We start from the raw sequence: 22,941 nt of genomic DNA on the forward strand, positions 1-22,941 counted from the left end.
CTCAGATCTCCAGATCGGCCAAATGCGGCCTTAATACATGGGCCGCCAACAGAAAGAACCCCTGGCCGAACAGCGTCCAGTCAAACGGCACGCCAGGACCTCCGGGTACCATGGCTACGCCCGGCACCTTGCCGGACGCCTCTACACCACCGGCCACGACCGTGAACGCGCGGATCGCCTTTTCGCGCAGTTCGGCCTGCGACACACCGTCCACCTGTATGCCAAGCTGTATCGCCTCCTCTGCGCTGTAGGCATACATCAGCGTGGACGACGCTTCAAGGTTGGACAGCGGATCGTCGAGCACATGAAAAAAGTAACCTGAGGCATCCTGCCACGACGACATCGCGCCCAGGACCTCCGCATACATTTGCTTGACGAAAGCTGCGCCGCTGTGATCCGGAGCAATACGCAGCAATTCCGCGCAACACGCCAACAGCCAGCCGTTGCCGCGCGCCCAGAAAGTGGACTGAGGGAAATGGTTGGGTTTCTCGCACCAAGCGTGGCGCGCCAGCTTGAATTCAGCATCGACAAGCCTGCGGACATGTACCTCGAACTGCTTGAACGCCTCGTCGATCGCGCCCTCGTTGCCTGACAGCTTGCCGAATTTCGCCATGAATGGGCACATAAGATAGGTAAAGTCGATCCAGAGCTCGGGGCCCTCTCCTCGCGACCAGATCCCCCCTTCAGAGGTGCGGGGAGCATCGCACAGCGACTGGTACTGCTTGGCGGCGCTGTCCAGATACCGGCTGTCGCGGTGTCGCGCAAATAGATCAAGCATGGGGGCGCCCACCGCTGCCGTTTCGCTCGCAAGCGGCGTAAAGGAGCGAATATGCCCTCCGCTGGAGGTATGCCAATCACCGTAACTAAGATTGCCATCGGATTTTTGCGTGGCAACCGCCCGATCGATCCATTTGCGGACGGTGGGCCGGAATTCTTCCATATCCCACGCCAGCAAGCCGGTAAGGGCCGGGGCTTTCTGCCAACAATCGCGCTCGTTGGGATTGTCCCTGACATACGCGCTCACGCGCCTGACCAACTCCTCCAAATTCATCTTGACATCTCCTTGGATGATACATACTATGTGGCTAGCATGTTATTTGCGATGTGAAGGCCTGTCAAGCAAATACAGGTAATTTTCAGGCCAATCATCCTGCACGGCACAGGGCCCCTTCTCATGACAATAGCGCTGCGGCACGGCGCAACTATCCATAGAGGAAAGAAGAATGAACGGTTCAGAAGCAATGGTGCATACCTTGCTTAACAACGATGTTTCGGTATGCTTCGCCAATCCTGGCACGTCGGAAATGCACTTCGTTTCGGCACTCGACCGGGTCCCGCAAATGCGTTGCGTACTGGGCTTGTTCGAAGGCGTGGTCACGGGCGCGGCCGACGGTTACTACCGCATGGCCCAGAAACCTGCCGCCACCCTTCTGCACTTGGGGCCAGGCCTGGGCAATGGCTTAGCCAATCTGCATAATGCCAGGCGCGCCCGCTCGGGCATCGTAAACATCATCGGGCAGCACGCCCACGACCACATTGCGAACGACGCGCCGCTGACTTCCGATATCGAAGGCATTGCCCGTCCCGTGTCGAGCTGGGTGCGCACCTGCGCATCGTCGCTTACTGCCGCTGACGACACCGCGGCGGCCGTCCAGGCGGCGTCAGGTCCGCCTGCGCGGGTTGCATCGCTCATCTTGCCGGCGGACGCCGCATGGGGCGACAGCCCGGCGGGCGGCGCCCAGAAGCTGCCCCAAAGGCCAGCGCCCACGCCGGCCCAGACCATCATCGATGCGATTGCCAAGTTGCTTCTATCTGGCGGCTATGAGCCCGGCTCTGTCGCCCTGATTCTTGGCGGCCGCGCCATGCGTGGCGCTTCAACCAGGCTGGCCGGACAAATTGCAGCACGCACGGGTTGCAAGCTGCTGGCCGAAAACAAGAACGCCCGTTCGGAACGGGGCACCGGCCGGGTGAATATCCCGCAACTCCCTTATCCAATTAATGGCGCGCTGGAAGCCTTGAAGGACATCCGCTTGCTCATTTTGGTCGATGCCATCAAGCCCGTCGCGTTTTTCGCCTATCCGGGCAAGCCGCGATTTCTCACTCACCCGGACTGCAGGGTAGAAACGCTGGCGAACGGGGATGAAGATGTGGAGCTGGCACTTGCCATGCTGAACGACGCCGTCGCTGGACGAGCGGATCAGGTCGCCTATCTTAGCGACGGCAGCACGGCGCCGACATGGAACGAAGGCGCTCCAAATTCGCTTGACATGGGACGCGCACTGGCCGCCTTGCTTCCAGACAATGCCATCGTCGTTGATGAAGCGATCACCACTGGCCGGCAACTGCAACTGTCCGCGGCGATGGCACGACCGCACGACTGGCTCGAGATCACGGGCGGAGCCATCGGATACGGGCTGCCTTGCGCCACCGGGGCGGCGATCGCATGCCCCGACCGGAAGGTCGTCACCATCGTAGGAGATGGCAGCGCAATGTACACCGTACAGTCCCTCTGGACCATGGCACGCGAAAACCTCGATGTAACGGTCGTCATCTGCGCGAACAGCAAATATCAGATCCTTAGCGGCGAACTGGAAGCAATGGGCGGCCCGCCCGCATCCACCAATGCCCAGCGAATGCTGTCTATTGGTTCGCCTCAACTCGATTGGGTGCATCTGGCGCGGGGGCATGGCCTGCCTGCGACAAGGGTCGACAGCATGGCCGGCTTTGCCAAGGCGATGGAAGGCGGCATACGGAATGCCGGACCCAATCTGATTGAAGTCGTACTGTAAAGGCCTCCTGGCCGTCTGCCTATTTCGATATCACATAACCACTTCCACGGAAGGAGACATACATGCAAAAAAAGAGCCGCGCGAATTTTCTGAAAATACTGTTGGCCGGGACCGCCTGCAGTCTGACCGCCCTGGCCGCCAGCCCCGCCATGGCAGCCTATCCGGACAAGCCCATCGTTATTGTCGTCCCATTCTCACCCGGCGGATCAACCGACCAGATCGGCCGGATGATCGCGCAGCACTTCACCAACGAGTTCAACGTACCCGTCGTGGTTGAAAACAAACCGGGAGCGAGCGGTACTGTCGGCAATTCGTATGTAGCCCGGGCCAAACCGGACGGATACACTTTGCTGATCGGCGGCACGGACATCACTGCAAGCCAGTTTCTGTACAAAGACCTTCCCTACGATCCCGAGCAAGCTTTTACACCGATAGGCATTGTGTCGGAGTTTCCGTTTCTTATGCTTGTCGACATAAAACGCAACATCACGACTGTGCAAGAGTTTGTCGACTATGCCAAGAAAAATCCGGACAAAATCACCTTTTCATCAGCAGGCATGGGAAACTCCACGCACTTGGCAGGCGAAACATTCAAGCAGGCCGCCCAGTTGGACGGCATGGTCCATGTCCCCTACAACGGTAGCTCGCAGGCGCTCACAGCAGTGATCAGCGGCCAGGTCGATACTGTTTTCGACACAGCCATCACTGCTGCCCCGCTGGTCACCGGCGGCAAGGCAAATGCATTGGGGGTCGTGGCACAGAAGCGCCTGCCTCTTTTGCCTGACGTGCCCACCATGTCCGAACTGGGCTACAAGGAATTCGACCAGCTTGCGCCCTGGTCCTGGAAAGGCTTGTTTGCACCCAGCGACACACCGCAAGACATTCTCGATAAGCTTCAAAAATCCCTTGCGGGCTTGCTTGAGGATCCAGAGTTTCAGAAGCGCATCGAAGCATCTGCATCATTGGTGGTCGCGCCCCAATCCACCACGAGCGCCAAGCAGTTCCTCACAGATCAGCGCAAGGGATGGAGCAAGCTGATAAGCGATGCGAACGTACAACCCATGTAATGGTTAAAAAGGCAGACTGGCCGGCATAGACAGCGTATCGCCTGGCGCTGCTTGCCCGGACCCTGGCCAAAAAGCAGCTTTACCATCCAGAGGAATAAAACACATATGAGACAGACATTCTTTTTTGGCCATGCCGCCAAAACATTATCCACACTTCTGCTGGCTTCATGCGCCGTCGCGCCAGGCCTGGCCAATGCGCTTGACTACCCGACCCGGCCCGTCCGCCTTGTCGTTGCCTATCCGCCCGGAGGCACCACCGACACCCAGGCACGCATCGTCGCCCAGAAGCTTAGCGAGCGCTGGAACCAGCAAGTGATCGTCGACAACAAGCCTGGGGGAAATACGGTGATCGCTACATCGCAAGTGAAAAACTCGGCCCCTGACGGTTATACGCTTTTGATGACTGCGATGCCTTTTGCGCTGAATCCACTGGTCATGGACTCCCTGCCCTACGATAGCAAGAAAGACTTCGCGCCGGTTACCCTCCTGACCACTGTTCCAGGCGTATTTATCACGCACCCCGGCATGAATGTAAAGACAGTGGCCGAGTTCATTGAAAAGTACAAAGGAAGCGAAGAGGAGCCCATTCCATTCGGATCGGCTGGCACGCTTACTTTCACCCACCTGGGCGGAGAACTGTTCGCCAGCCAATCCGGGATCAAGTTCCAGCATGTGCCCTATAAGGGGAGCTCACCGGCCCACCAGGATCTGATCGCTGGACGAATCAAAGCGATGTTCGACAACGGCGCGCTCGAGTTCATCAAGACAGGACGTGTCGTTCCCCTGGGCGTCACTTCAGCCAAGCGCTTGCCTTGGCTGCCGGACGTGCCCACCATCGCCGAGCAAGGCTTCCCGGACTTCCAGGCGGCTGCCTGGTTCGGCATCTTTACCAGAGGAGGCACGCCCAAAGAAGTGGTTGCCAAGATATCCGAGGACATTACATGGGCGATCAGATCCCCCGAGGTAGTCGAGAAGCTCACCGCTTCGGGTGTATTCGCCGAGGGTGGAACGCCGGAAGAGTTTCAGCAGTATCTCGATGCGGAAACCGACCGCTGGGGAGCCATCATCAAAGAGCAAGATATCAAGATCCAATAGCAAGCACCCGCTTCTGCAGCCCCAGCTCTTGGGCACTGCAGAAGCATTGCCCAACCCGCCCGCTACGATTGCAGGAAATCCCGTGCCAAGGGTATCCATAGCTCCGGCTCAAGCATTGGAGAGCTGTGGCCAAACCGGCCACAGATGGACTGGCGCTCAAGGTTGGCGTGTTGCCCGGCGGGCAGATCATTCGACGGAAACAGACTGTCTCCGCGATTGACTACCCAAAGAATGGGCGTGCCACCCGCTTTTGTTCTGAGCGCCTCTTGCACATCGAAGCGCGTTGCCGCATGCCGCAAGCAGGCCAAAGCCCGTGGCCAGAATTGCGACGCCCAAAGCGTTGCATAGCGCTGCAGCGTCTCATCGACGGGCGCCCCTGTCTCGGCTAGCCAATCGGCATAACCGTAGCGCCTCAATGTATCGATTCTCTGTGCGCGCCATGCCTGCTGGGCGCCAGCGTCCCCATGATCAAGCCGCTCAGCAAGCCCCCACAACCGGTCCACGTCAGTTTTCGTGCCATTGCCTTTGGGCGCCGAGGCGAGTACAACCACTTTCCCGGTTGGGACGGGCGGGTGGATTGCCCACTGGAAGGCCTGGTATCCGCCGTACGAGTAGCCGATGACGCCATCTACGGCTTCCACACCAAGCCAATGCAGCCATTGCGCGTAAAAACGAACGGTATCCGCTATGGTGAACAGTGGAAAATCGTTTGAACTGGAACCCTGCAGCGGCGAACTGGAGCCAAAGCAGGAACCCAGTGCGTTGGGCGCCAGCACGCAGTCGCGCGCCATATCGAACGCGCCTTGCGCCCAAGCCTGAAACCATCCGGCATCAAATGTCGGTGCCGGATCGCCCAGGAAAGCCTGTGGACTGCTGGTAATGCCATGCAGCAGCAGGTATACCTTGCGTGCTTGCGCAGGCGCTTGGCCATACTGCGACCACGCCAGGGTAACAGGCGAAATTTCGTGGCCGGACTCAAGCTTGAGCGTTGAGAAGTGCTGATGGAGCATTCGCTTCCCCTAGAAAGGCTTGTCTCCCATGATGGTCGTCCGAAAGATGGTACGGGCTCGGTAACAGCCACCACGCCTGTCGTTGCCTTGTGCATGACACACCTGTTATCCCATAAGACGACATCGCCCGGCGCCCATTGATAGGCATACTGGTATTTTTCCTGGGTGCAATGATCGAATACCGCGCCTAGCAGCGCATCGCTGTCCTGTTCATCCATGCCGACAATCTGGATGGTAATGCCTGGATGGGCAAACAGGGCCTGGCGGCCTGTTTCAGGATGGGTGCGGACAACCGGGTGATCAACATCCGGCGTGGCCGCAAGTTGGTCTACCGTCATCACCACCTTGGTCGTCTCGCCGTTGTTGCTTGCCTTCTTGCGATAGCGATGAATCGCGCGGCGACCGTTGAGCGCGTCCTTCAGATCGTCACCCAGCTCGTCGTAGGTTTGATGCATGTTGACGAATAAGGTGGCCCCGCCGCTTGCGGGTATCTTCTGGGCATTCAATATCGTGACCTTGGCGGGTTTTTCACGAAATGCAAAATCAGAATGCCAATAAGAACCACCGTCGGTAATTCCAACGGGCTTGCCATCCTTGACCTCATTGGACAGTACAAATATCTCGGGATACGACGGATGATTGTATTGAGTCAAGGGATGGATATCCAGCGGACCGAACCGCCGGCTCAATGCAAGCTGCCCTTCGGGAGACAAGGACTGCTTGCGGAAAACGACAAGCTGGTGCTCAAGAACCAAGCGGTTCACTTGCGGGAACATGGCGTCCCCGACGTTTTCCAGATCGAAACCCAGTACTTCTGCGCCAAGGTTAGCGGAAAGAGGCCTTATCTGCATCGTTGTCTCCCAGTGGGCCTGACACCCGTCCACGGTTTATTATGCGTTAACATCAAGTTGCGAACATTTGTTCGCAACTTGATGTTAGTTGGCAGGCCTCACCAAGTCAAGCCATGAGATATAGTGACTGGAACAAGCACTTGGCACTACCTGCAACCTAGCTATGGGCACGCAACCTCCAGACGACCGCATGAAAGAGAACCACAGCACCATCAGTTCCAAAGAGCATCTTGAGAGCCTCGCCAACGGGCTCAAAGTACTCGGTCTCTACTCGCGCGAGACGCCCGCCCTTTCCATACAGGATGTGGCCGATCATCTGGGCATCGCACGCGCCTCAGCGCGCCGAATATTGCTTACGCTGACCTGGCTGGAGTATCTGAAGCAGAGTGACCGGAACTTCCTTCCCACTCCAAAGATGCTTGATCTGGGCTTTTCATACTTTTCATCGCTCGACTTGCCCGACCTGGTCCGCCCCATCCTTGCGAAGGTGGCTGAAACGGTCGGAGAAACCTGTTCCATCGGCGTGCTGGAAGGGTCGGATATTGTGTTTCTTTGCCGGGAAGAAGCAGGCAAGCCACTAAGGCTCGACCTCAAGATGGGCAGCCGGCTTCCAGCCTATGCCCACTCCATGGGGCATGCTTTACTTGGCCAGCTTGATGCGCCTGCCCTGGATCTCTATTTGGACCGCACGCCCCTCAAGCCTTTGACGCCTCACACCATAACAAGCCCGCGGGCTCTCAAACGACAGCTCAATACCGTTCGGGAACAAGAATTCAGCATATCGCTCGATGAACTGGTGGAAGGGTTTGCAGGCGTTGCCATCCCCATTTCGATTCCCCGGTCATCCTCGCCTGCAGCGCTTAGCGTCAGTCTTGTATACGGGCGGCGCACACGCGAGGATATGATTACCCAAATCCTGCCTGTACTGCGCGAAGCCGCAGAGCAAGTCCGCAGCCGGTTCGCGCACCTAGGCTAGAAACGGCAAAGCTCACTTCGATCGGATCGACACCCATGAACGAGCAACCACCCAAAGACCAGACAATGACTTCCAACCTCAGAATGGAGCAGGCTTTCGACGCCTTTGACGCCATCAACAAAACCGATCCCAATCTGTTTTCCTGGCAAGGAAAAGAATGGCCGCGTGAATATTTCCTGGCACAGGTGCTGACGGAATGGGTGCTCAGGCTCAAGCCCGACGCTGCCGAGCCCTTGCAGCTGGCATCGCGATGCCAGCATATCGGCCGCTGGCACATCCCGCGCGGCGATTATCCCGAAGGCCGTATCGGCTACCTAACCTGGCGCAAGGCGCTGGCTCATCATCATGCCGATTTGGCAAGCGGCATTCTTCGCGGCCTGGCTTACGAAGAAAGCGTTGTCGAGCGCGTGCAGGCGATCGTACTGAAGCGAGGCATCAAGCAGGATGCCGATGTTCAGGTCATGGAAAATGCCCTATGTCTGATTTTCCTGCAATATCAGTTTGAATCATTCCGGCAGGAAAATGAAGACAAGATCGTCGGCATCCTGCAGAAGTCGCTGCTCAAGATGGATGACGCGGGGCGCCAGCACGCGCTGTCGCTTGATTACACCCCCGCCGGGCGCGCCGTGGTCGACCAGGCCTTGGCGGGGCTGTAATGCCCGATGACAGGCGGCGCGCCTGCCGCCTGAAACGAGGCGGGTAAAGCGGAAGTTGAACAGGGCAAGGCCCGATTCAGTCCTCTTTCACGGGCTCGCGCCGGCTGCGCACAGGTCCGAGCACTTCGTCATTGTGCTCGCCCAGCACGGGCGGCGGCACGACCTCAGTGCTGCGCTGCCCATCGAACGAGACCGGCGGGCGCACGGTGTGGAAGTCGCCCATGGTCTTGTGTCTGGCGGACACCAGGATTTCCAGGTGCTTGGCCTGCGGGTCTTCCAGCGCTTCGCTGGTGTCGTACATGGGCGCATGCGGCACATCTTCCGCTTCCAGACGGCGGCACCACTCTTCGCGCGGCTGCTGCGCAAAGATATCCCCCAGGACCTGGATCAATGCCTCCTGGTTCTGGATGCGTCCGTTGCGGTCCGAGAAACGCGGATCCTGGAACAGCTGGGGCTGCTCGATAGCGGTCGCCAGGCCTTGCCAGAATTTTTCAGGCGAGGACATATGCAGGGCAATCCATTTGCCGTCGGCGCATTTCATGACGTAAGACTGGGAAACGCTAGGCCGGCTGTAAGGCCCCATCACCTCGCCCGCCGAATAATAGTGCGTGAAAGCATCCAGGTTGAAGTGGCTCATGGCTTCCAGCATGGAAACCTCTACCTTGCGGCCAATACCCGTGCTGTTGCGCTCGTGCAGCGCGCCCAGAATACCGTAGGCCGCGTAAAAGCCCGTGATGGAATCAGCCAGGGCCGGACCGACGACACGCGGGTTCTCGGGATTGATCAACAAGCCCAGGAAGCCGCTGGCGGCCTGCGCCACCGAGTCATAGGCGGGCCGCGACGCGGCCGGGCCTGTTGGCCCGAAACCGCTGATCGAGCAGTAGATCAGGCGGGGATTGATCTCGCGCAGACGCGCTTCCCCCACATTGAGCCGTTCGGCGGCGCCGGGACGAAAGTTCTGGATATAGACATCCGCCGAACGGATCAGCTCATCGAACGCAGCCAGGTCGTCGGCATCCTTGGTATTCAGCGTCACGCTGCGTTTATTGCGGTTGTACGTCTGGAAGTGGGGGCTGTACAAGCCCCCCTTGAAAGCCCGGAACGGGTCGCCGGCGCCGGGCTGTTCAATCTTGATGACATCGGCGCCCAGGTCGCCCAGCAACATGCCCGCAGCAGGACCCGTAATGAAAGTTCCTTGCTCCAGGACGCGTATGCCGTTCAGTACTTTGATCATGGCATCTCTCCGTCATAGACGTAGTTGCGCGTCGCCTGGTATGACAGGGCAAAGCCGATAGGCTTCTGGAATTCTTCGGTCAGATGGCCGATAAGACCCGCCGTGCGCGCCAGGATGGGGACGCCTCTTAAGGCCGCCATGGGAAAGCCCACACCGAGCAGAACGGCGGGAATGGCCGCCGAGACGTTCAGCATGAGGTTTTTCCCGACGACGCCGGGAATGACTTTTTCGACCACATCGGCAATTTCTACATAAGTCATGTCGGCCCCCGCTTGCTCCGCGACCGTGAACAGCGCCGTCACGCGCGGGTCGCGCTCTTTATGCAGGGGATGCCCATAGCCGGGGATGGCGCGTTTGGCGGCGCGGTACTCGCCCACCACCTGCTTGGCTGCTTCGGCGTAGTCCTTGGCGTCGCCCGCGCGCACGCGGATCTCTTCCAGGAAGACGCCGCAGGTTTCAGAGGCGCCCAGAATCACCGAGCCGCAACCCAGGATGCCCGCCGCCACCGCGCCCTGCAAGGCGTCGGGCGCCGCCGCCAGGGTCATGCGGCTGGCTTGCACGCTAGGGACCAGGCCGTGTTCAGCGATGGCGACCAGCGTGGCGTTCAACACCGCCGTCGCCGCCGGCGTGGGCGGCTGGCCCGTGACAAGCAGGTGAAAGTAATCTGTGAAGGACATCTTGCCGATCAAGTCAACGGCAAGGTTCTTGCCTCTGACGACGATCGTCTCGGAATCGGAGGTGCAGATGGCTGAGCGGGGAATGGTTTCTTTACCGATTTTCATGTCGTTCCAATAAGCGGCATTCACAGCGCCGCGCACCCAGGCACGCGTTCAACTGAATGAATGCAATGAATAAATCAAGATTGCGTTGAAAATAAGCCATGTCGTCGACGACCCGATGAACAGCCGGTCAGGCGGGCGGCCGCCCTTCATACGCGGCTTGCAACAAAGTGCGTATGCCTGCGCGTTCGATGGGACGGGGATTCCAGTACGGCCTGGACGCAGCGATATCCGCCGCCTGATCCAGGTCGGCTTCACGCATGCCGATATCTTGCAAGGCCAGCGTCGCGCCCAGCTCCTGGGCCAGGCCGTACAGGGCGCCTGCGGCGGACACATCGTTGCGCCCCAGAGCACGGGAAATTTTTTGCATGGCCGCGTCGGCGGCGACGGCGTTGTAGGCCATGGCATGCGGCAACACGATCGAATGGGTCTGGGCATGGGGCAGATTGAAGCTGCCGCCCAGCGTGTGGCAAAGCTTGTGATGCAAGGCCATGCCGGCATTGCCAAGCACCGTGCCGCACAGCCAGGCGCCATACAGGCAATCGCCCCGCGCGCCGGACGCATCCGCGCCTGCTTTCAACTGGCGCAAGCCGCTGGCCATGGCGCGGATGCCCTCTTCCGCCATCAGTGCCACCACCGGGTTGCCGTCCTGGGCATACAGGCCTTCGGCAGCGTGCGCGATGGCATTCATGCCGCTGGCGACCGAAATGTCGAACGGCAGCTTCAAGGTCAGCGATGGATCGTAGATCACCGTGCTGGGCAACGCGTGTGGATCTTTGCCGGTTTTCTTTATGCCGTTTTCGGTGACCCCGTAGATGGAGGTCATCTCGGACCCCGAATAGGTCGTCGGCACCACCACGATGGGCCAGGCGCTTTCCATCGCCAGCGCCTTGGCCAGGCCTATGGTGGAGCCGCCGCCTATGGCCACGACGCCGTCGGCCCCCGCCCGGCGGGCGGCGTCCTGGGCGTCAGCCACCGTGTCGACGGGAACATGCATGACGGCCTGATCATATATACCGGCGCCGCGCTCGGCGAGCACTGCGATCGCCTGCTCGGCCAACGCCCGCTGGCGCGGGGTGCACAGCACCAGCGCCTTCCGGACGCCCAGCCGGCCGGCTTCCGCCTGCAGCGTGCTCCAGGCATCCGCGCCGAATACGACGCGTACGGGTTGCGCGGTATAGATGAAGGCTTGCATTGCGTCAGTTGACCTTCGCGCCGGACTTTTTGACCAGCTCGGCCCACTTGTCGATCTCGACCGCTTCAAACTTGGCCAGATCCTGGGTGGACTCACCGCCGGGCTCCACGCCCTGAGCCTTGAGCTTGGCCGCCAGGTCGGGGTCGGCCAGCGCGACATCGGCGGCCTTTTTCAGCTTGTCCATCACGGGCTCGGGCGTTCCGGCCGGGGCGTACATCATGAACCAGGCCACCAGATCGAAATCGCTGTTGGTCTGCTCTGCCACGCTGGCTACATCAGGCGCGGCAATACTGCGGCGGCTGCTGGATACGCCGATGGCACGCAGTTTTCCTGCCTTTACATGCGGCAATACCGCGGCGGGATGGTAGAACATGAACTGCACTTCTCCGGACATGACATCCTGCAAGGCCATGCTGCCTTCTTTATAGGGAACATGCAGCATTTCCCCGCCCAGCCGGTCTTTCAGCAGTTCGCCCGCCAGGTGGCCCGAGGTGCCGCTACCCGCGGACGAGAACGTCACGCCCGGGGGGGTTGCCGCGGCTTCGCCGAGTTCCTTGACCGAATGGTAAGGGGAGTTGCCGCCCACCACCAGAATCGTGGGCGTTTGCCCGACAAAAGCGATAGGCTCGAAGTCGGCCTCGGGATCGTAGCCGCGCTTGGAATACAGTTCTTTGTTGATCGCGTGCGTACCCACCGTACCCATGACGATGGTATAGCCGTCCGGCGCGCTGCGCGCCACCTGGGCGGTGCCTATCGTGCCGCCCGCGCCGGCCTTGTTGTCGATAATGATCGACTGCCCCAGCTCTTGCGACATCCTTTCAGAAATCAGCCGCGCGATCGTATCGGTCGTCGTTCCCGGACCAAACGGCACAACCATGCGCACCGCTTTAGAGGGATAGTCCTCGGACTGGGCCGGCGTGGCCAGGCAGAATAAAGGCGCGGCAATCAACGTGGCCATCACGCGCTGCCAGGCGCGGCCGTGCAGCCGTTCAATGTTAAGAAAATTCATGGGTGTCCCCTCCTGTATTGAGTGCTCCCGCACCGGGTTGGTTCTTGGTATTCAGCACATTGCCGGTCAAGTCTATACGGCCCCGTGCAAAGATAGAAATGATTGATTTCGTCAGTTATCATCGATGATATCGATAATTAGGCTTGCCATGGAACTCAGACACCTACGCTATTTCATCGCCCTGGCCGGTTCGCTGAACTTCACGCGCGCCGCCGAACGCGTCCACGTGACCCAGTCCACCCTGTCGCACCAGATACGCCAACTGGAAGACGAAATTGGACAGCACCTGTTCGATCGCAGCAGCAAACGCGTGGTGCTGACCGAGGCCGGCGAATCTTTCCTGGCCTATGCCACCCGCGCCCTGTCCGTCATAGACCAGGGCCTGAGCGAACTGAAGCAAACCGTCGCCCCCATGACGGGCACGGTGCGCATCGGCACCACCCATACCTTTAACCTGGGTTTCCTTCCCGACTGCGTTGCGCTGTTTCTCAAGCACAACCCGACCGTCAAGATTGTGATCGAGGAATTATCGGGCGACGCCATTACGAATGGGCTGAAAGCAGAGCAACTGGATGTGGGCATCGCCTATCGCCCCGAGCAACAGGAAGGCATACGTTTCGAACCGCTGTTCAACGAAGAACTCGCCTTGATCGTTGCCCGCACGCACCCGCTTGCCAAGCGCAAGCGCCTGCGGATAGCCGAATTGCATCGTGAATCGCTGGTCTTGCTGCCGCCCAGCTTTTCGACCCGCCGCTTGCTTGACGAGTGTTTCAACGCCGCCGGCGCCACGCCCAATGTCATCGCCGAAATGAACACGATTCCGGCCATGCTGGGCCTGCTGGTTCGCGAGAACGTGGGCATCATCGCCGCGCCCAGCGCGGTCGCGGAGCATAACAAGCCCCTGCGTGTCATTCCGCTGGAAGGGCCTACGCCCATACGCACCCACGGCCTGCTGTTCATGGACAGGCACGACCAGACGCCGGCCAGCACGGCCCTGATTGCCTTGATCCGGAAACAGACCCAGGCCAAAGCCAAGGCCAGCACACACGGCGCCACGCCCGCATAGGCGGGGCGCCCCGCTTACGCCACGTGCACAGCCGGCCCGCCCTCGCGCAATTCGCCAATGACTGTCGCGTACCCAAAACCTTCAGAGCGGAAGACATCCAGGACCTGGCCGGCAACGCCTGGGGCGCAAGCCACCAGCAGGCCGCCGGAAGTCTGAGGGTCGCACATCAAGGCGCGCAGGGTGTCATCCACCTGGGGCGCCAGGGCGATGGCGTCGCCATAGGAGGCCCAGTTCCGGCCCGACGCGCCCGTCACCACCCCTTGCGCAGCCAATTGGCGCACGCCCGGCAACCAGGGCAGGTCGGCCTGGCGCAAGCTTGCGGACAGGCCCGAGGCGCGCGCCATTTCAAGGGCATGGCCCAACAGGCCAAAGCCGGTGACGTCGGTCATGGCGTGCACGCCGTCCAGGGCGCCCAGGACGGCCCCGGGCCGGTTCAACTGGGTGGTGCTGTCGATCATGGCCTGGTAGCCGCCGGCATCCAGCATGTCTTTCTTCAGGGCGGCCGACAAAATGCCTACCCCCAGCGCCTTGCCAAGAATCAGTACGTCGCCCGCCCTGGCGTCGGCATTGCGCTTGATGTGGCCGGGATGCGCCAGGCCCATGGCCGCCAAGCCGTATATGGCTTCGACGGAATCGATGGAATGCCCGCCCGCTACGGGTATGCCCGCCTGGGCGCAGATGGCGGCGCCGCCCTGCAAAATACCGGCGATATCGGACTTGGGCAGTACATTGATGGGCATGCCTACCAGGGCCAGCGCCATGATGGGCGACCCGCCCATCGCATAGACGTCAGACAGGGCGTTGGCTGCGGCAATGCGCCCGAAATCATAAGGGTCATCGACGATGGGCATGAAGAAATCGGTGGTGGCAATCAGCGCCTGCTGGTCGTTCAGCCGGTACACCGCCGCATCGTCGGAGGTTTCGTTACCCACCATCAGCGCGGCATAAGGCTGCGCGGCCGGCATGCCCGCCAACAGTTCGGACAGCACACCCGGCGCAATCTTGCACCCGCAGCCGCCCCCATGAGACAGCGATGTCAGGCGGGGCTTGTGTTGGGCGGATACGGGGTCATTCATGATGGACTCCTCACACGGGGCGAAAAGCAGCGAAAGCCAATCAACTGTAGCAGTTTTGCGCAGAGGCCGGGGCGCCCAGGCAGCCGCCATTCATGCTGGATCGATATCGGGCGGGCCGGACCGCCCGAGCGTGGACAAAGGCACATCGCTATAGCGGTTCTTGCCGGCCTGCTTGGCCGCATACATGGCCGAATCGGCGTGGGCCAGCAAGGCGGCGGCGGTTTCGCCGTGGCGTGGGAAGACGGCGACGCCGACACTGGCCGAAATATGCGCGCACAGCCCTTCAAGCTCGTAGGGTGCCGACAGCGTGTCGATGAGCTTCAGCGCAACCACTTTGTAATCCTGATCGCTGGTCAAGCCGGTCAGCACGATGCCGAACTCATCGCCGCCGACCCGTGCCGCAGTATCCTCTGCGCGCACGCAAGTCTTCAGGCGCTGGGCCACCCGTTGCAGCAGCTTGTCTCCGGCAGTATGGCCATGGCTATCGTTGACCGACTTGAACCCATCCAGGTCCAGATACAGTACGGCGGCAAGGCAGCCGTGCCGGGTCGCGGATTCCAGCGCCTGCGCAAGCCGGTCCTGGAACAGGACACGGTTGGGCAGGCCGGTCAGCGCATCATGCAATGCGTCGTGCGAAAGACGGGCTTCGAGCACCTTGCGGGCCGTGATGTCTTGCGTGACCGCCACCAGGAATTCCGGCTTGCCGTCCGGGTCTTTGACCACGCCGAGCGCCTCGCATACCCAAAGCGTGGAACCATCCTTGCGGCGGTAGGTTTTTTCTATCTCTGGCGAAGAGACCGATGAACCGACCGACAAACGGCGCTTGAGGAATTGCCGTACGGCGTCTCTGTCGTCCGAATCGCTGAGTTCGAAAAGGGTCCGGGCCTGCAGCTCATCGCTGCGGTAGCCCAGCATCAGGCAGAATTTTTCGTTGGCATCCAGGATGCGGCCGTCAGGGGCAACGTGAGCGATGCCCATCGCCGCCTGGTGAAAGGCGGCCCGGTACAACGCTTCACTGGCCTGCAAAGCGTCCGACGCTTTACGCTGACGCGCCAGCATGGACATCAGCAGCCTTGAAAAGAACAACAAGGCGATGCTGGCGCTGCCGGCCGCCCCCAGGTAGTAGGACTGCCGCTGCCGCACCGGCGCCAGCTCATCGGCATAGGCCGTGCCCACGGCCACCATAAGCGGGTAGCCTTCCACGGCCCGATAGCTGACGATGCGGGCCACGCCATCCACCGCCGTCCCATCATCGACGAATTGCCCTTCAGGCGCGGTGGCGTGCTGCTGCAGCCAGGCCACATCCGCGGCGTCAAGCGCGGAACTGTTTTCCTTGCCGATCTTTCGGCCAAGCACCACCCCGTCCAGATTGGTGAGTTCCAGGAGGCCCCGGCTGCCCAAATCCGCGTGGTGATAAAGGCCGGTGAAATTATCGGGATCGACCGACATCACCACCACCCCGGCGAAGCTGCCGTCAGGACGGGAAATGCGCAAGGACATCGGGATCTGGACGCGGCCCGAAACGCGGCCCAGTACCGGCAGGCTGACGAACAACGTATCGTGCGCGTTATCACGCTGCGCCTGAAAGAACGCCCGATCGGAATAGTTCACTTGACCCGTAGGCTGACTGCTGCTGACGATGTAGCCTGCCTCGTCCACGACACTGATGATGGTGAACATGGTTTCCCGGATGATCTGCTGTTCAGCCCATTGCCGCAGGTCTATGCCGGGGCCTTCTTCCAGGTATCGTTCGCGCACGAAAGCGGCGACCTGTTCCGCGGCCTTCAGGGTGCGAAACACCTGCTGCTCGAAAGCAATCGCCAGGTTGGAGTTTGAGTTCATGGCAGCGGCGATCGCCTGCTCCCGCTCTGAGGCGCAACGCTGGAATGTGATCAGCCAAATGCTGACGAGAGCAACAGCGCACAGCGACGCGATGATCAGATTCAACTGCCTACCGACGCGATGTTGCCAGGGCGCCATCGAATAGCTCTCTTTAAGTTTTATTTCGTAACAAGTATATCAACCGTTATTTGCGTTGAGCAATTTTTCGGCGCCTGAACATGTGACGCGGGGGGTCGGGGCGGGGGCAGTCTTGGCGGAAAGCAGCAGGAGTCGAACCTACCTGGGAGCGTCTGACGCCCCCAACTGGGTTTGAAGCCCAGCCATGCCACCGGACACGAATGCCTTCCTGTAGAGGGCTATGATAGCCGCTGCCAGAAGTCCGCGCTATTTTTGCGCAGCACATGCCGGTCGCGCAAGCGCCGCGTGTACCCGGCACGGTCGAAAAACTCCAGAATCTGTATGCTGCGCTTGCGTCCCAGGCCGGTGCGATCGCGAAACTGCGCCGCCGCCACCCCCTCGGCGCCGCCCGCCGACTGCAGCAAGCGGGCCAGGCGCAGCATGTGTTCGCGGTGGTAGAACAGGTCGCGCACCACTTGATACAGTTCGCCGCGCCGCAGCAGCTTGAGCAAGATCTGCCGAACGCCCCCCTCTGCCTCGTTCAACTGGGCGGCCAGGTCGCGCACCCACGGGGGGTCGAAACCGCCCGCATGAATCAGCGGAAGCAAGCGCGCGGCCAGTTCAGCCTCTTGCGGCGCCAGCGTTGCGGCATGGCCCGGCAAATGCAGCCAGGGCCCATTGCGCGCCAGCCGCCCTTCGTCCAGCAGGCTGTCCCGCACTGCCCGCCACAAGGTTTCCGGCAAGGCAGGCAACGCCATGCGCCGCAGGCGCGCCGTATCGACGCCCGGCTCGTCGGGCCAACGCGCATGAAAAGAGACCATGGCCTCCAGGGCCTGGCCGTTCAGCGCGTCCCAATGCTTTTCCAATATTAGAGTGCGGGCGGCCTGGCCGCCCCGGGTCGCCACCCATAAGGCCCCCTCCGGCGGCGCCAGCTCATCCTGCGCCCGCCTTGTCAGCCGCATGACTTCGTGCTCATCCAGGCCCCAGGGGGCCTGTTGCAGCAAAGCCGGCAGGCCGCCGCCGGCATGCAGTTCAGAGACCGCCCGCAGCCAGGCCAGGCGCCCAGGCGACCGGCGTTTACGTTGGGGCGCGCCGGGGTCCAGCACCACGCCGCCGCCCACCGTATGCCGGGCCTGCGCATCGCGGGCAATATAGCGGTCGCCCGGCAGGGCGCAAACGGGCTGGTCGAACACCAGTTGCACCCAGCCTGACTCGCCCGCAGACAGCGAAGCCTGCGACAAGGGCACGGCGTGCGCCAGATAATGCGACGCGCCCAGGTGTATATGCAAAGGACTCCAGGCACGCACGGCTGCGGCGGTATCCGGCAACAGCCGCAGGTGCACGTCGATATTGCGCGAGGGCAGGAAGCAGCGCGCATCGGCAACCCAATCGCCGCGCGCGATACTGTCTTTGTCGATGCCGCCCAGATTCAATGCGCAGCGCTGGCCAGCCCGAGCAGCCTGGGCGTTCTGGTTCTGCGCATGAATACTGCGCACGCGCAGTTTCTGCCCCGCGGGCATCAAGCGCAGGTCCTGCGCATCGTCGTCCAGGCGCAGCACCCCGTCCTGGACGGTGCCGGTGACCACCGTGCCATGCCCTTTCAGGGTAAAGACCCGGTCCACCGCCAGCCGGAACAGGCCGCCCTCATTTCGGGCGCCCATGGCCTGCGCGGCGGCATGCAGATGGCCGCGCAAGGCCTCGATGCCGGCGTCGCCGGGCGTGGCCGCGCTCACGGGAAAGACCGGCATGCCTTGCAGGAAAGTGCCTGCCGCCAACTGGACGACCTGCTCCTGTACTTGCCGCAGCCGCGCGGCGTCGACCCGGTCGGCTTTGGTCAGGGCGACGGCGCCCTGGGTCACGCCCAGCAGGGACAGAATGGCCAGATGCTCGCGCGTCTGCGGCATGATGCCATCGTCGGCGGCCACGGCCAGCAAACCGAAGTCTATACCGCTGGCACCCGCCGCCATGGTGTGGATCAGGCGCTCGTGGCCCGGCACATCGATGAAGCCCAGTATGTCGTCGTTGGCCAAAGGCGCATAGGCGTAGCCCAGCTCGATGGAAATGCCACGCGCCTTTTCTTCCTTGAGCCTGTCGGTATCGACGCCGGTCAGCGCGCGCACCAGCGTGGTCTTGCCGTGATCGATGTGCCCAGCCGTACCGATGATCACCGTGCGCGCCCTTGCAACTGCTGGGCGAAGGCGGGCTCGTCACGCTCTTCCAGGCAGCGCAGGTCGAGCCAAAGCGCATCCTGCGCGATACGGGCAATGACAGGCCGCGGCAACTGCCGCAACCAGCGCTCCAGCTTCTGCAATGATCGTCCGGTGCGGCCAGCGCCCGCAGGCCGCACAAGCAGGCCATGGCTGGGAAGCTGGTCCACCGGCAGCGCCCCGCTGCCGATCTGGCTGAACATGGCAGCGGCCTGCACCGTATAGCCATCCCCCACGGCCTGCTGCAACACGCCTTGCAAGCGCTCGGCCTGCCTTTGCATCTGCGCGGGCGGCCGGGTCAGCAAACGCAGTGTGGTCAGCCTGTCGGCCAGCAGCTCCGGCGATCGATACAGCGCCAAGACGGGCTCCAGCGCGGCCAGCGTCAGCTTGCCCACGCGCAGCGCCCGTTTCAACGGATTTTTCTTGATCTTGCGAATCAGGTCGGCGCGGCCAACGATGATCCCCGCTTGAGGCCCGCCCAGCAGTTTGTCGCCGCTGAAGGTGACGATATCGGCGCCCGCCTGCACCGTCTCGCGCACGGTGTCTTCGCGCGGCAGGCCCCATTGGGTCAGGTCCAGCAGCGTGCCGCTGCCCAGGTCCACGGCGGTCGGCAGGCCATGACGGCGGGCGATATCGGCGACTTTCGCCACGGCCACGCTGCGGGTGAAACCGGTGACGGCATAGTTGCTGCAATGCACTTTCATGAGCATGGCGGTGCGCGGCCCGACCCCGTTCTCGTAGTCGGCCGGATGCGTACGGTTGGTCGTGCCCACTTCCACCAGCCGGGCGCCCGCCCGCTGCATGATGTCGGGAATACGGAAGGCGCCGCCGATCTCGACAAGCTCGCCGCGCGACACCAGGACTTCGCGCCGGTTGGCCAGCGCATTCAGCATAAGCAGCACCGCCGCCGCATTGTTGTTGACGACGGTAGCGGCCTCGGCCCCGGTCAGTTCGCGCAGCAGGCCTTCCACCAGGTCGTCGCGGTCGCCGCGGCGGCCGGTGTCCAGATCGAACTCAAGGTTGGCCGGCGAGGAAAGCGCCTGCACCACGGCCTGCACCGCCTGATCGGGCAACAGGGCCCGGCCCAGGTTGGTGTGCAGCACGGTGCCCGTCAGGTTGTAGACCGCGCGCAGGCGGGGCTGGTCCTGAGCCACTATGCGCGACTGCGCCTGATCAAGCAATACAGCAGCTTGCAGCGCGTTGGCGGAGAGCGTGCCCGCCAGTACGCCGGACCGCGCTTCACCCAGTACCTGGCGCAATATCGCGGTTAACCGGCTGCGCCCGACTTCAGCCGCCAGCGTCTGACCCGCCGCAGACCCCAGCAGCCGCTCCAGCGAAGGAATATCCGCCGCACAGGCGGGACGGTCGTCCGCCGTGCCGTCCGCTATGGAAGCGAGTTCCGCCGTCATGATGCAACAGGCTCGTGCTGCCATAGCAAGGGGTTGCCGCTCGCACGGGCGTAGCCGGCTTCCCCCATCAGCATGTCCAGCGTCAGGCTGGCCAGGTCGTCGGCCACCGGGTCGACACCCAAGGCTTTTTCCTGGTAGAAGATTTTTCGATAGGTATGGCAATGGTCGCAGGACTCGGCCTTGATCCCTTCAGGCCCGCCCTCGATCGAATGATAGGCGACATCTTTGGTGTCCTGGCAGTGAGAACAGGTCACGCGCACCAGATGCCACTCGGCGGAACACAGCGAACAGCACAGATAGCGGCAGCCATCGGCCTGCCCGCCCACACGCACCACACTGGCCACCGGCAGGCTGCCGCACAGCGGACAGACGCCCTGCGGACTGACCACCGGCATGTCGCTTTCGTTGAAGTCCGCCGCCAGGCTGGTCCAGTACACCTGCAGGGCCGCCACGATGAAGGGCGCCGCAGCCGCATCCACGCCCGCCTCGCGCTCTGCCAGCACCGCATCGGCCTGGGCCTCGATGGCATCCGGGTCGCTATCCAGGCGATGCTGCAAGGCCTGTACGGCTTGAAGCGCCTGGGCCGGCACATCCGGCAGGGCTGCCATGTGAGTGAGCAGGCTGGCCAGCAGGGCGCGCCACCCCGGGTCGCGCTGCCAGCCCGTGGCCTGCAGCGGCGGCATGCCATGGGCCTGGGCCAGATGAATGCGCTCGTCATCGGGCCCAGGCATGCGGCAATGCCTGATGGCCTGGTGCTGGCCATCAGCCAGGGCGGCCATCAGCAGCAGATAGGCGGACAGCGGATTGTCTTGCGCCAGTTGACGCAGGCGCGCCGCCCTGTCGGCGAAAACGGAGGCCCGGACAGGCTGGCGCAGGCGAGGAATGGAGGTGTGGTCAAGGCTTTCGATTTCGCCGCGCGCAAGAACTCGTTGCAAGACAGATTCTCCTGAAAAAATGGCTGCCCCGCGCCACGGGCGCGAGGCAGCCATGCGGGTAAAGGACTTGAAGGCGCAGGACCGGAAACCGGGACTACTTGTTGTCAGGCGTGGTGCCGCGCAATTGACGCAGCCAGGCCCGGTGATGCTTCCAGACCCAACCCGGCGTCACCGTGCCCCGCGTCATGGCGCGCACTGAACCCTTGACCCATATCCCCGCATAGACATGCACTATGATCGCGCAAATCATCAGAAATGCAAAGAGCGCATGCAGCAGCGAGGCAAGCCGTATGGCCCAGATGGGGAACAGGAAGGCAAAGTACGAGCGCCACATCACCACGCCGGTCAGCAGCAGGCCCAGCACCAGGAAAATCAGCACGAAGAACAGCAGTTTTTGCCCCCCGTTGTACCGGCCCGCCGCGGGGATCTTGTCTTCGCGGTTATTCAGCACATCGCCCATATGCCGGAGCCATTGCCAATCTTGGCGGGACATAAGATTATGACGGAACATGCGCGCGGCAAACACGGCGAAGCAGGCAAACATCAGCACCCCGATGAAAGGGTGCAGAATACGCGTCCAGACGCCGCCGCCAAGCAGATGGCTCAGCCAATAGAAGGCCGGATGAAACAAAGCCAGGCCCGACACCGCCAGCAGCACGAACGTAATGGCGATGATCCAGTGGTTGATGCGCTGGCTGGTGGAATAGCGCTGGATCAGCCTGGGTTCCTTATTCATCGATAGCCTCCGCTTTGCGTTCGTCTTCCTCGTCCGTCTCGTTCGGCCCAGTGCGAATGTAATGGAAGAAGCCGGTCAGGGCCGCCAAGGCCATGGCGGCCACCCCCAGCGGTTTGGCAATGCCCTTCCACAGGTCGACCATGGGGCTGATCTCGGGGTCTTTAGGCAAGTTGCTGTACAGGCCCGGCCGATCCGCATGATGCAGCACATACATGACATGGGTGCCGCCCACGCCGGCCGGGTCGTACAGCCCGGCATGGTCGAAGCCGCGGGATTTCAGGTCAACGATGCGGTCGTCGGCATGCTTTTGCATGTCTTCCTTGGTGCCGAAAACAATGGCGCCGGTCGGACAGGTCTTGACGCAGGCGGGCTCTTGGCCCACCGCCACCCGGTCGGAGCACAAAGTGCATTTGTAGGCCTTGTTGTCCTGCTTGGAAAGACGCGGGACATCGAACGGGCAGCCCGTAATGCAGTAGCCGCAGCCTATGCAGTTTTCTTCGTGGAAGTCGACGATGCCATTGTGATACTGAATGATGGCGCCCGGCGCCGGGCACGCCTTCAGGCAGCCCGGGTCTTCGCAGTGCATGCAGCCGTCCTTGCGGATCAGCCATTCCAGGTCGCCGGCGGTGTTTTCATATTCGGAAAACCGCATGATCGTCCAGGATTGATCGGTCAGGTCGGCCGGATTGTCATAGACTCCCACGTTGGTGCCGATTTCGTCACGCAGGTCGTTCCATTCCATACAGGCCACCTGACAGGCTTTGCAGCCTATGCATTTGGTCGTGTCGATCAGCTTGGCGACGCCGCCGCCAACGACCGCCTGGCGCGCGCCGGGCGGTGGCGTGGTGGTTGCGGAGCGCCGTTTGATATCCAGTGATTGCAATGCCATGGT

At 61.8% G+C, this 22,941-nt stretch carries 20 protein-coding genes and 1 tRNA gene; 6 read left to right on the forward strand and 15 right to left on the reverse strand.

Annotated elements, in window-relative coordinates; genetic code table 11:
* Position 1: 1 nt before the first annotated feature.
* Positions 2 to 1,051, reverse strand: a complete 1,050-nt coding sequence (locus RE432_RS01340; protein ID WP_310931420.1) for a glycoside hydrolase family 88 protein — start codon at positions 1,049 to 1,051, stop codon at positions 2 to 4.
* Between the two features lie 172 nt (positions 1,052 to 1,223).
* Here RE432_RS01340 and RE432_RS01345 point away from each other — a divergent pair, with 172 nt between their 5' ends.
* The 3 genes from RE432_RS01345 (at position 1,224) to RE432_RS01355 (ending at position 4,951) form a co-directional block, all read left to right on the forward strand.
* Positions 1,224 to 2,789 carry an acetolactate synthase large subunit gene (locus RE432_RS01345; RefSeq protein WP_310931421.1) on the forward strand — a complete coding sequence of 522 codons (1,566 nt, stop codon included), beginning with the start codon at positions 1,224 to 1,226 and terminating at the stop codon, positions 2,787 to 2,789.
* Between the two features lie 62 nt (positions 2,790 to 2,851).
* Entirely contained in the window at positions 2,852 to 3,856 is a 1,005-nt protein-coding gene (locus RE432_RS01350; RefSeq protein ID WP_310931422.1) for a tripartite tricarboxylate transporter substrate binding protein, read from the forward strand.
* A gap of 105 nt (positions 3,857 to 3,961) precedes the next feature.
* Complete coding sequence (locus RE432_RS01355) at positions 3,962 to 4,951, forward strand: tripartite tricarboxylate transporter substrate binding protein (protein ID WP_310931423.1); 990 nt, start codon at positions 3,962 to 3,964, stop codon at positions 4,949 to 4,951.
* Positions 4,952 to 5,013: 62 nt separating this feature from the next.
* Here the strand turns inward: RE432_RS01355 and RE432_RS01360 are convergent, their stop codons facing one another.
* Together RE432_RS01360 and RE432_RS19595 are read right to left on the reverse strand one after the other, a co-directional pair.
* The gene (locus tag RE432_RS01360; RefSeq protein ID WP_409079796.1) at positions 5,014 to 5,742 is read right to left on the reverse strand and encodes an alpha/beta fold hydrolase; all 729 of its coding nucleotides are present in this window, start codon (positions 5,740 to 5,742) and stop codon (positions 5,014 to 5,016) included.
* Positions 5,637 to 6,812 carry a TauD/TfdA dioxygenase family protein gene (locus RE432_RS19595; RefSeq protein WP_409079797.1) on the reverse strand — a complete coding sequence of 392 codons (1,176 nt, stop codon included), beginning with the start codon at positions 6,810 to 6,812 and terminating at the stop codon, positions 5,637 to 5,639. Before RE432_RS19595 ends, RE432_RS01360 begins: the two co-directional genes overlap by 106 nt.
* A gap of 190 nt (positions 6,813 to 7,002) precedes the next feature.
* Here RE432_RS19595 and RE432_RS01370 point away from each other — a divergent pair, with 190 nt between their 5' ends.
* Both RE432_RS01370 and RE432_RS01375 read left to right on the forward strand, forming a co-directional pair.
* Complete coding sequence (locus tag RE432_RS01370) at positions 7,003 to 7,788, forward strand: IclR family transcriptional regulator C-terminal domain-containing protein (RefSeq protein WP_310931425.1); 786 nt, start codon at positions 7,003 to 7,005, stop codon at positions 7,786 to 7,788.
* Positions 7,789 to 7,823: 35 nt separating this feature from the next.
* A complete protein-coding gene (locus RE432_RS01375; RefSeq protein WP_310931426.1) occupies positions 7,824 to 8,444 on the forward strand; it encodes a DUF4202 domain-containing protein in 621 nt (206 codons plus the stop codon).
* A 76-nt stretch (positions 8,445 to 8,520) separates the two neighbouring features.
* Here the strand turns inward: RE432_RS01375 and RE432_RS01380 are convergent, their stop codons facing one another.
* From RE432_RS01380 to RE432_RS01395, 4 genes are all read right to left on the reverse strand, one after another.
* Positions 8,521 to 9,678 carry a CoA transferase gene (locus tag RE432_RS01380; RefSeq protein ID WP_310931427.1) on the reverse strand — a complete coding sequence of 386 codons (1,158 nt, stop codon included), beginning with the start codon at positions 9,676 to 9,678 and terminating at the stop codon, positions 8,521 to 8,523.
* On the reverse strand, positions 9,675 to 10,460 hold the full coding sequence (locus tag RE432_RS01385; RefSeq protein WP_310931428.1) for a citryl-CoA lyase: 786 nt from the start codon (positions 10,458 to 10,460) through the stop codon (positions 9,675 to 9,677). Before RE432_RS01385 ends, RE432_RS01380 begins: the two co-directional genes overlap by 4 nt.
* Positions 10,461 to 10,587: 127 nt before the next feature.
* Complete coding sequence (locus RE432_RS01390; protein ID WP_310931429.1) at positions 10,588 to 11,652, reverse strand: maleylacetate reductase; 1,065 nt, start codon at positions 11,650 to 11,652, stop codon at positions 10,588 to 10,590.
* Positions 11,653 to 11,656: 4 nt separating this feature from the next.
* Positions 11,657 to 12,661 carry a tripartite tricarboxylate transporter substrate binding protein gene (locus RE432_RS01395; protein ID WP_310931430.1) on the reverse strand — a complete coding sequence of 335 codons (1,005 nt, stop codon included), beginning with the start codon at positions 12,659 to 12,661 and terminating at the stop codon, positions 11,657 to 11,659.
* 148 nt (positions 12,662 to 12,809) lie between these two features.
* Here RE432_RS01395 and RE432_RS01400 point away from each other — a divergent pair, with 148 nt between their 5' ends.
* The gene (locus RE432_RS01400) at positions 12,810 to 13,727 is read left to right on the forward strand and encodes a LysR substrate-binding domain-containing protein (RefSeq protein WP_310931431.1); all 918 of its coding nucleotides are present in this window, start codon (positions 12,810 to 12,812) and stop codon (positions 13,725 to 13,727) included.
* Positions 13,728 to 13,741: 14 nt separating this feature from the next.
* Here RE432_RS01400 and selD read toward each other — a convergent pair whose 3' ends face one another.
* The 8 genes from selD to fdxH form a co-directional block, all read right to left on the reverse strand.
* Positions 13,742 to 14,803 carry a selenide, water dikinase SelD gene (gene selD / locus RE432_RS01405; protein ID WP_310931432.1) on the reverse strand — a complete coding sequence of 354 codons (1,062 nt, stop codon included), beginning with the start codon at positions 14,801 to 14,803 and terminating at the stop codon, positions 13,742 to 13,744.
* A 90-nt stretch (positions 14,804 to 14,893) separates the two neighbouring features.
* Entirely contained in the window at positions 14,894 to 16,645 is a 1,752-nt protein-coding gene (locus RE432_RS01410; protein WP_310931433.1) for a diguanylate cyclase domain-containing protein, read from the reverse strand.
* Between the two features lie 251 nt (positions 16,646 to 16,896).
* A tRNA-Sec gene (locus tag RE432_RS01415) sits at positions 16,897 to 16,992 on the reverse strand.
* Positions 16,993 to 17,001: 9 nt separating this feature from the next.
* Positions 17,002 to 18,930 carry a selenocysteine-specific translation elongation factor gene (selB, locus tag RE432_RS01420; RefSeq protein WP_310931434.1) on the reverse strand — a complete coding sequence of 643 codons (1,929 nt, stop codon included), beginning with the start codon at positions 18,928 to 18,930 and terminating at the stop codon, positions 17,002 to 17,004.
* Entirely contained in the window at positions 18,927 to 20,378 is a 1,452-nt protein-coding gene (gene selA / locus RE432_RS01425; protein ID WP_310931435.1) for an L-seryl-tRNA(Sec) selenium transferase, read from the reverse strand. The genes selB and selA overlap by 4 nt, the downstream gene beginning before the upstream one ends.
* On the reverse strand, positions 20,375 to 21,313 hold the full coding sequence (gene fdhE, locus RE432_RS01430) for a formate dehydrogenase accessory protein FdhE (RefSeq protein ID WP_310931436.1): 939 nt from the start codon (positions 21,311 to 21,313) through the stop codon (positions 20,375 to 20,377). Before fdhE ends, selA begins: the two co-directional genes overlap by 4 nt.
* 94 nt (positions 21,314 to 21,407) lie before the next feature.
* The gene (locus RE432_RS01435) at positions 21,408 to 22,049 is read right to left on the reverse strand and encodes a formate dehydrogenase subunit gamma (protein ID WP_310931437.1); all 642 of its coding nucleotides are present in this window, start codon (positions 22,047 to 22,049) and stop codon (positions 21,408 to 21,410) included.
* Positions 22,042 to 22,938 (reverse strand): formate dehydrogenase subunit beta, encoded by an 897-nt coding sequence (gene fdxH, locus RE432_RS01440; protein ID WP_310931438.1) that lies wholly within the window; start codon positions 22,936 to 22,938, stop codon positions 22,042 to 22,044. Before fdxH ends, RE432_RS01435 begins: the two co-directional genes overlap by 8 nt.
* Positions 22,939 to 22,941: the final 3 nt, after the last annotated feature.

Source organism: Pusillimonas sp. SM2304 (assembly GCF_031628915.1).
GTDB lineage: Bacteria > Pseudomonadota > Gammaproteobacteria > Burkholderiales > Burkholderiaceae_B > Pusillimonas_C.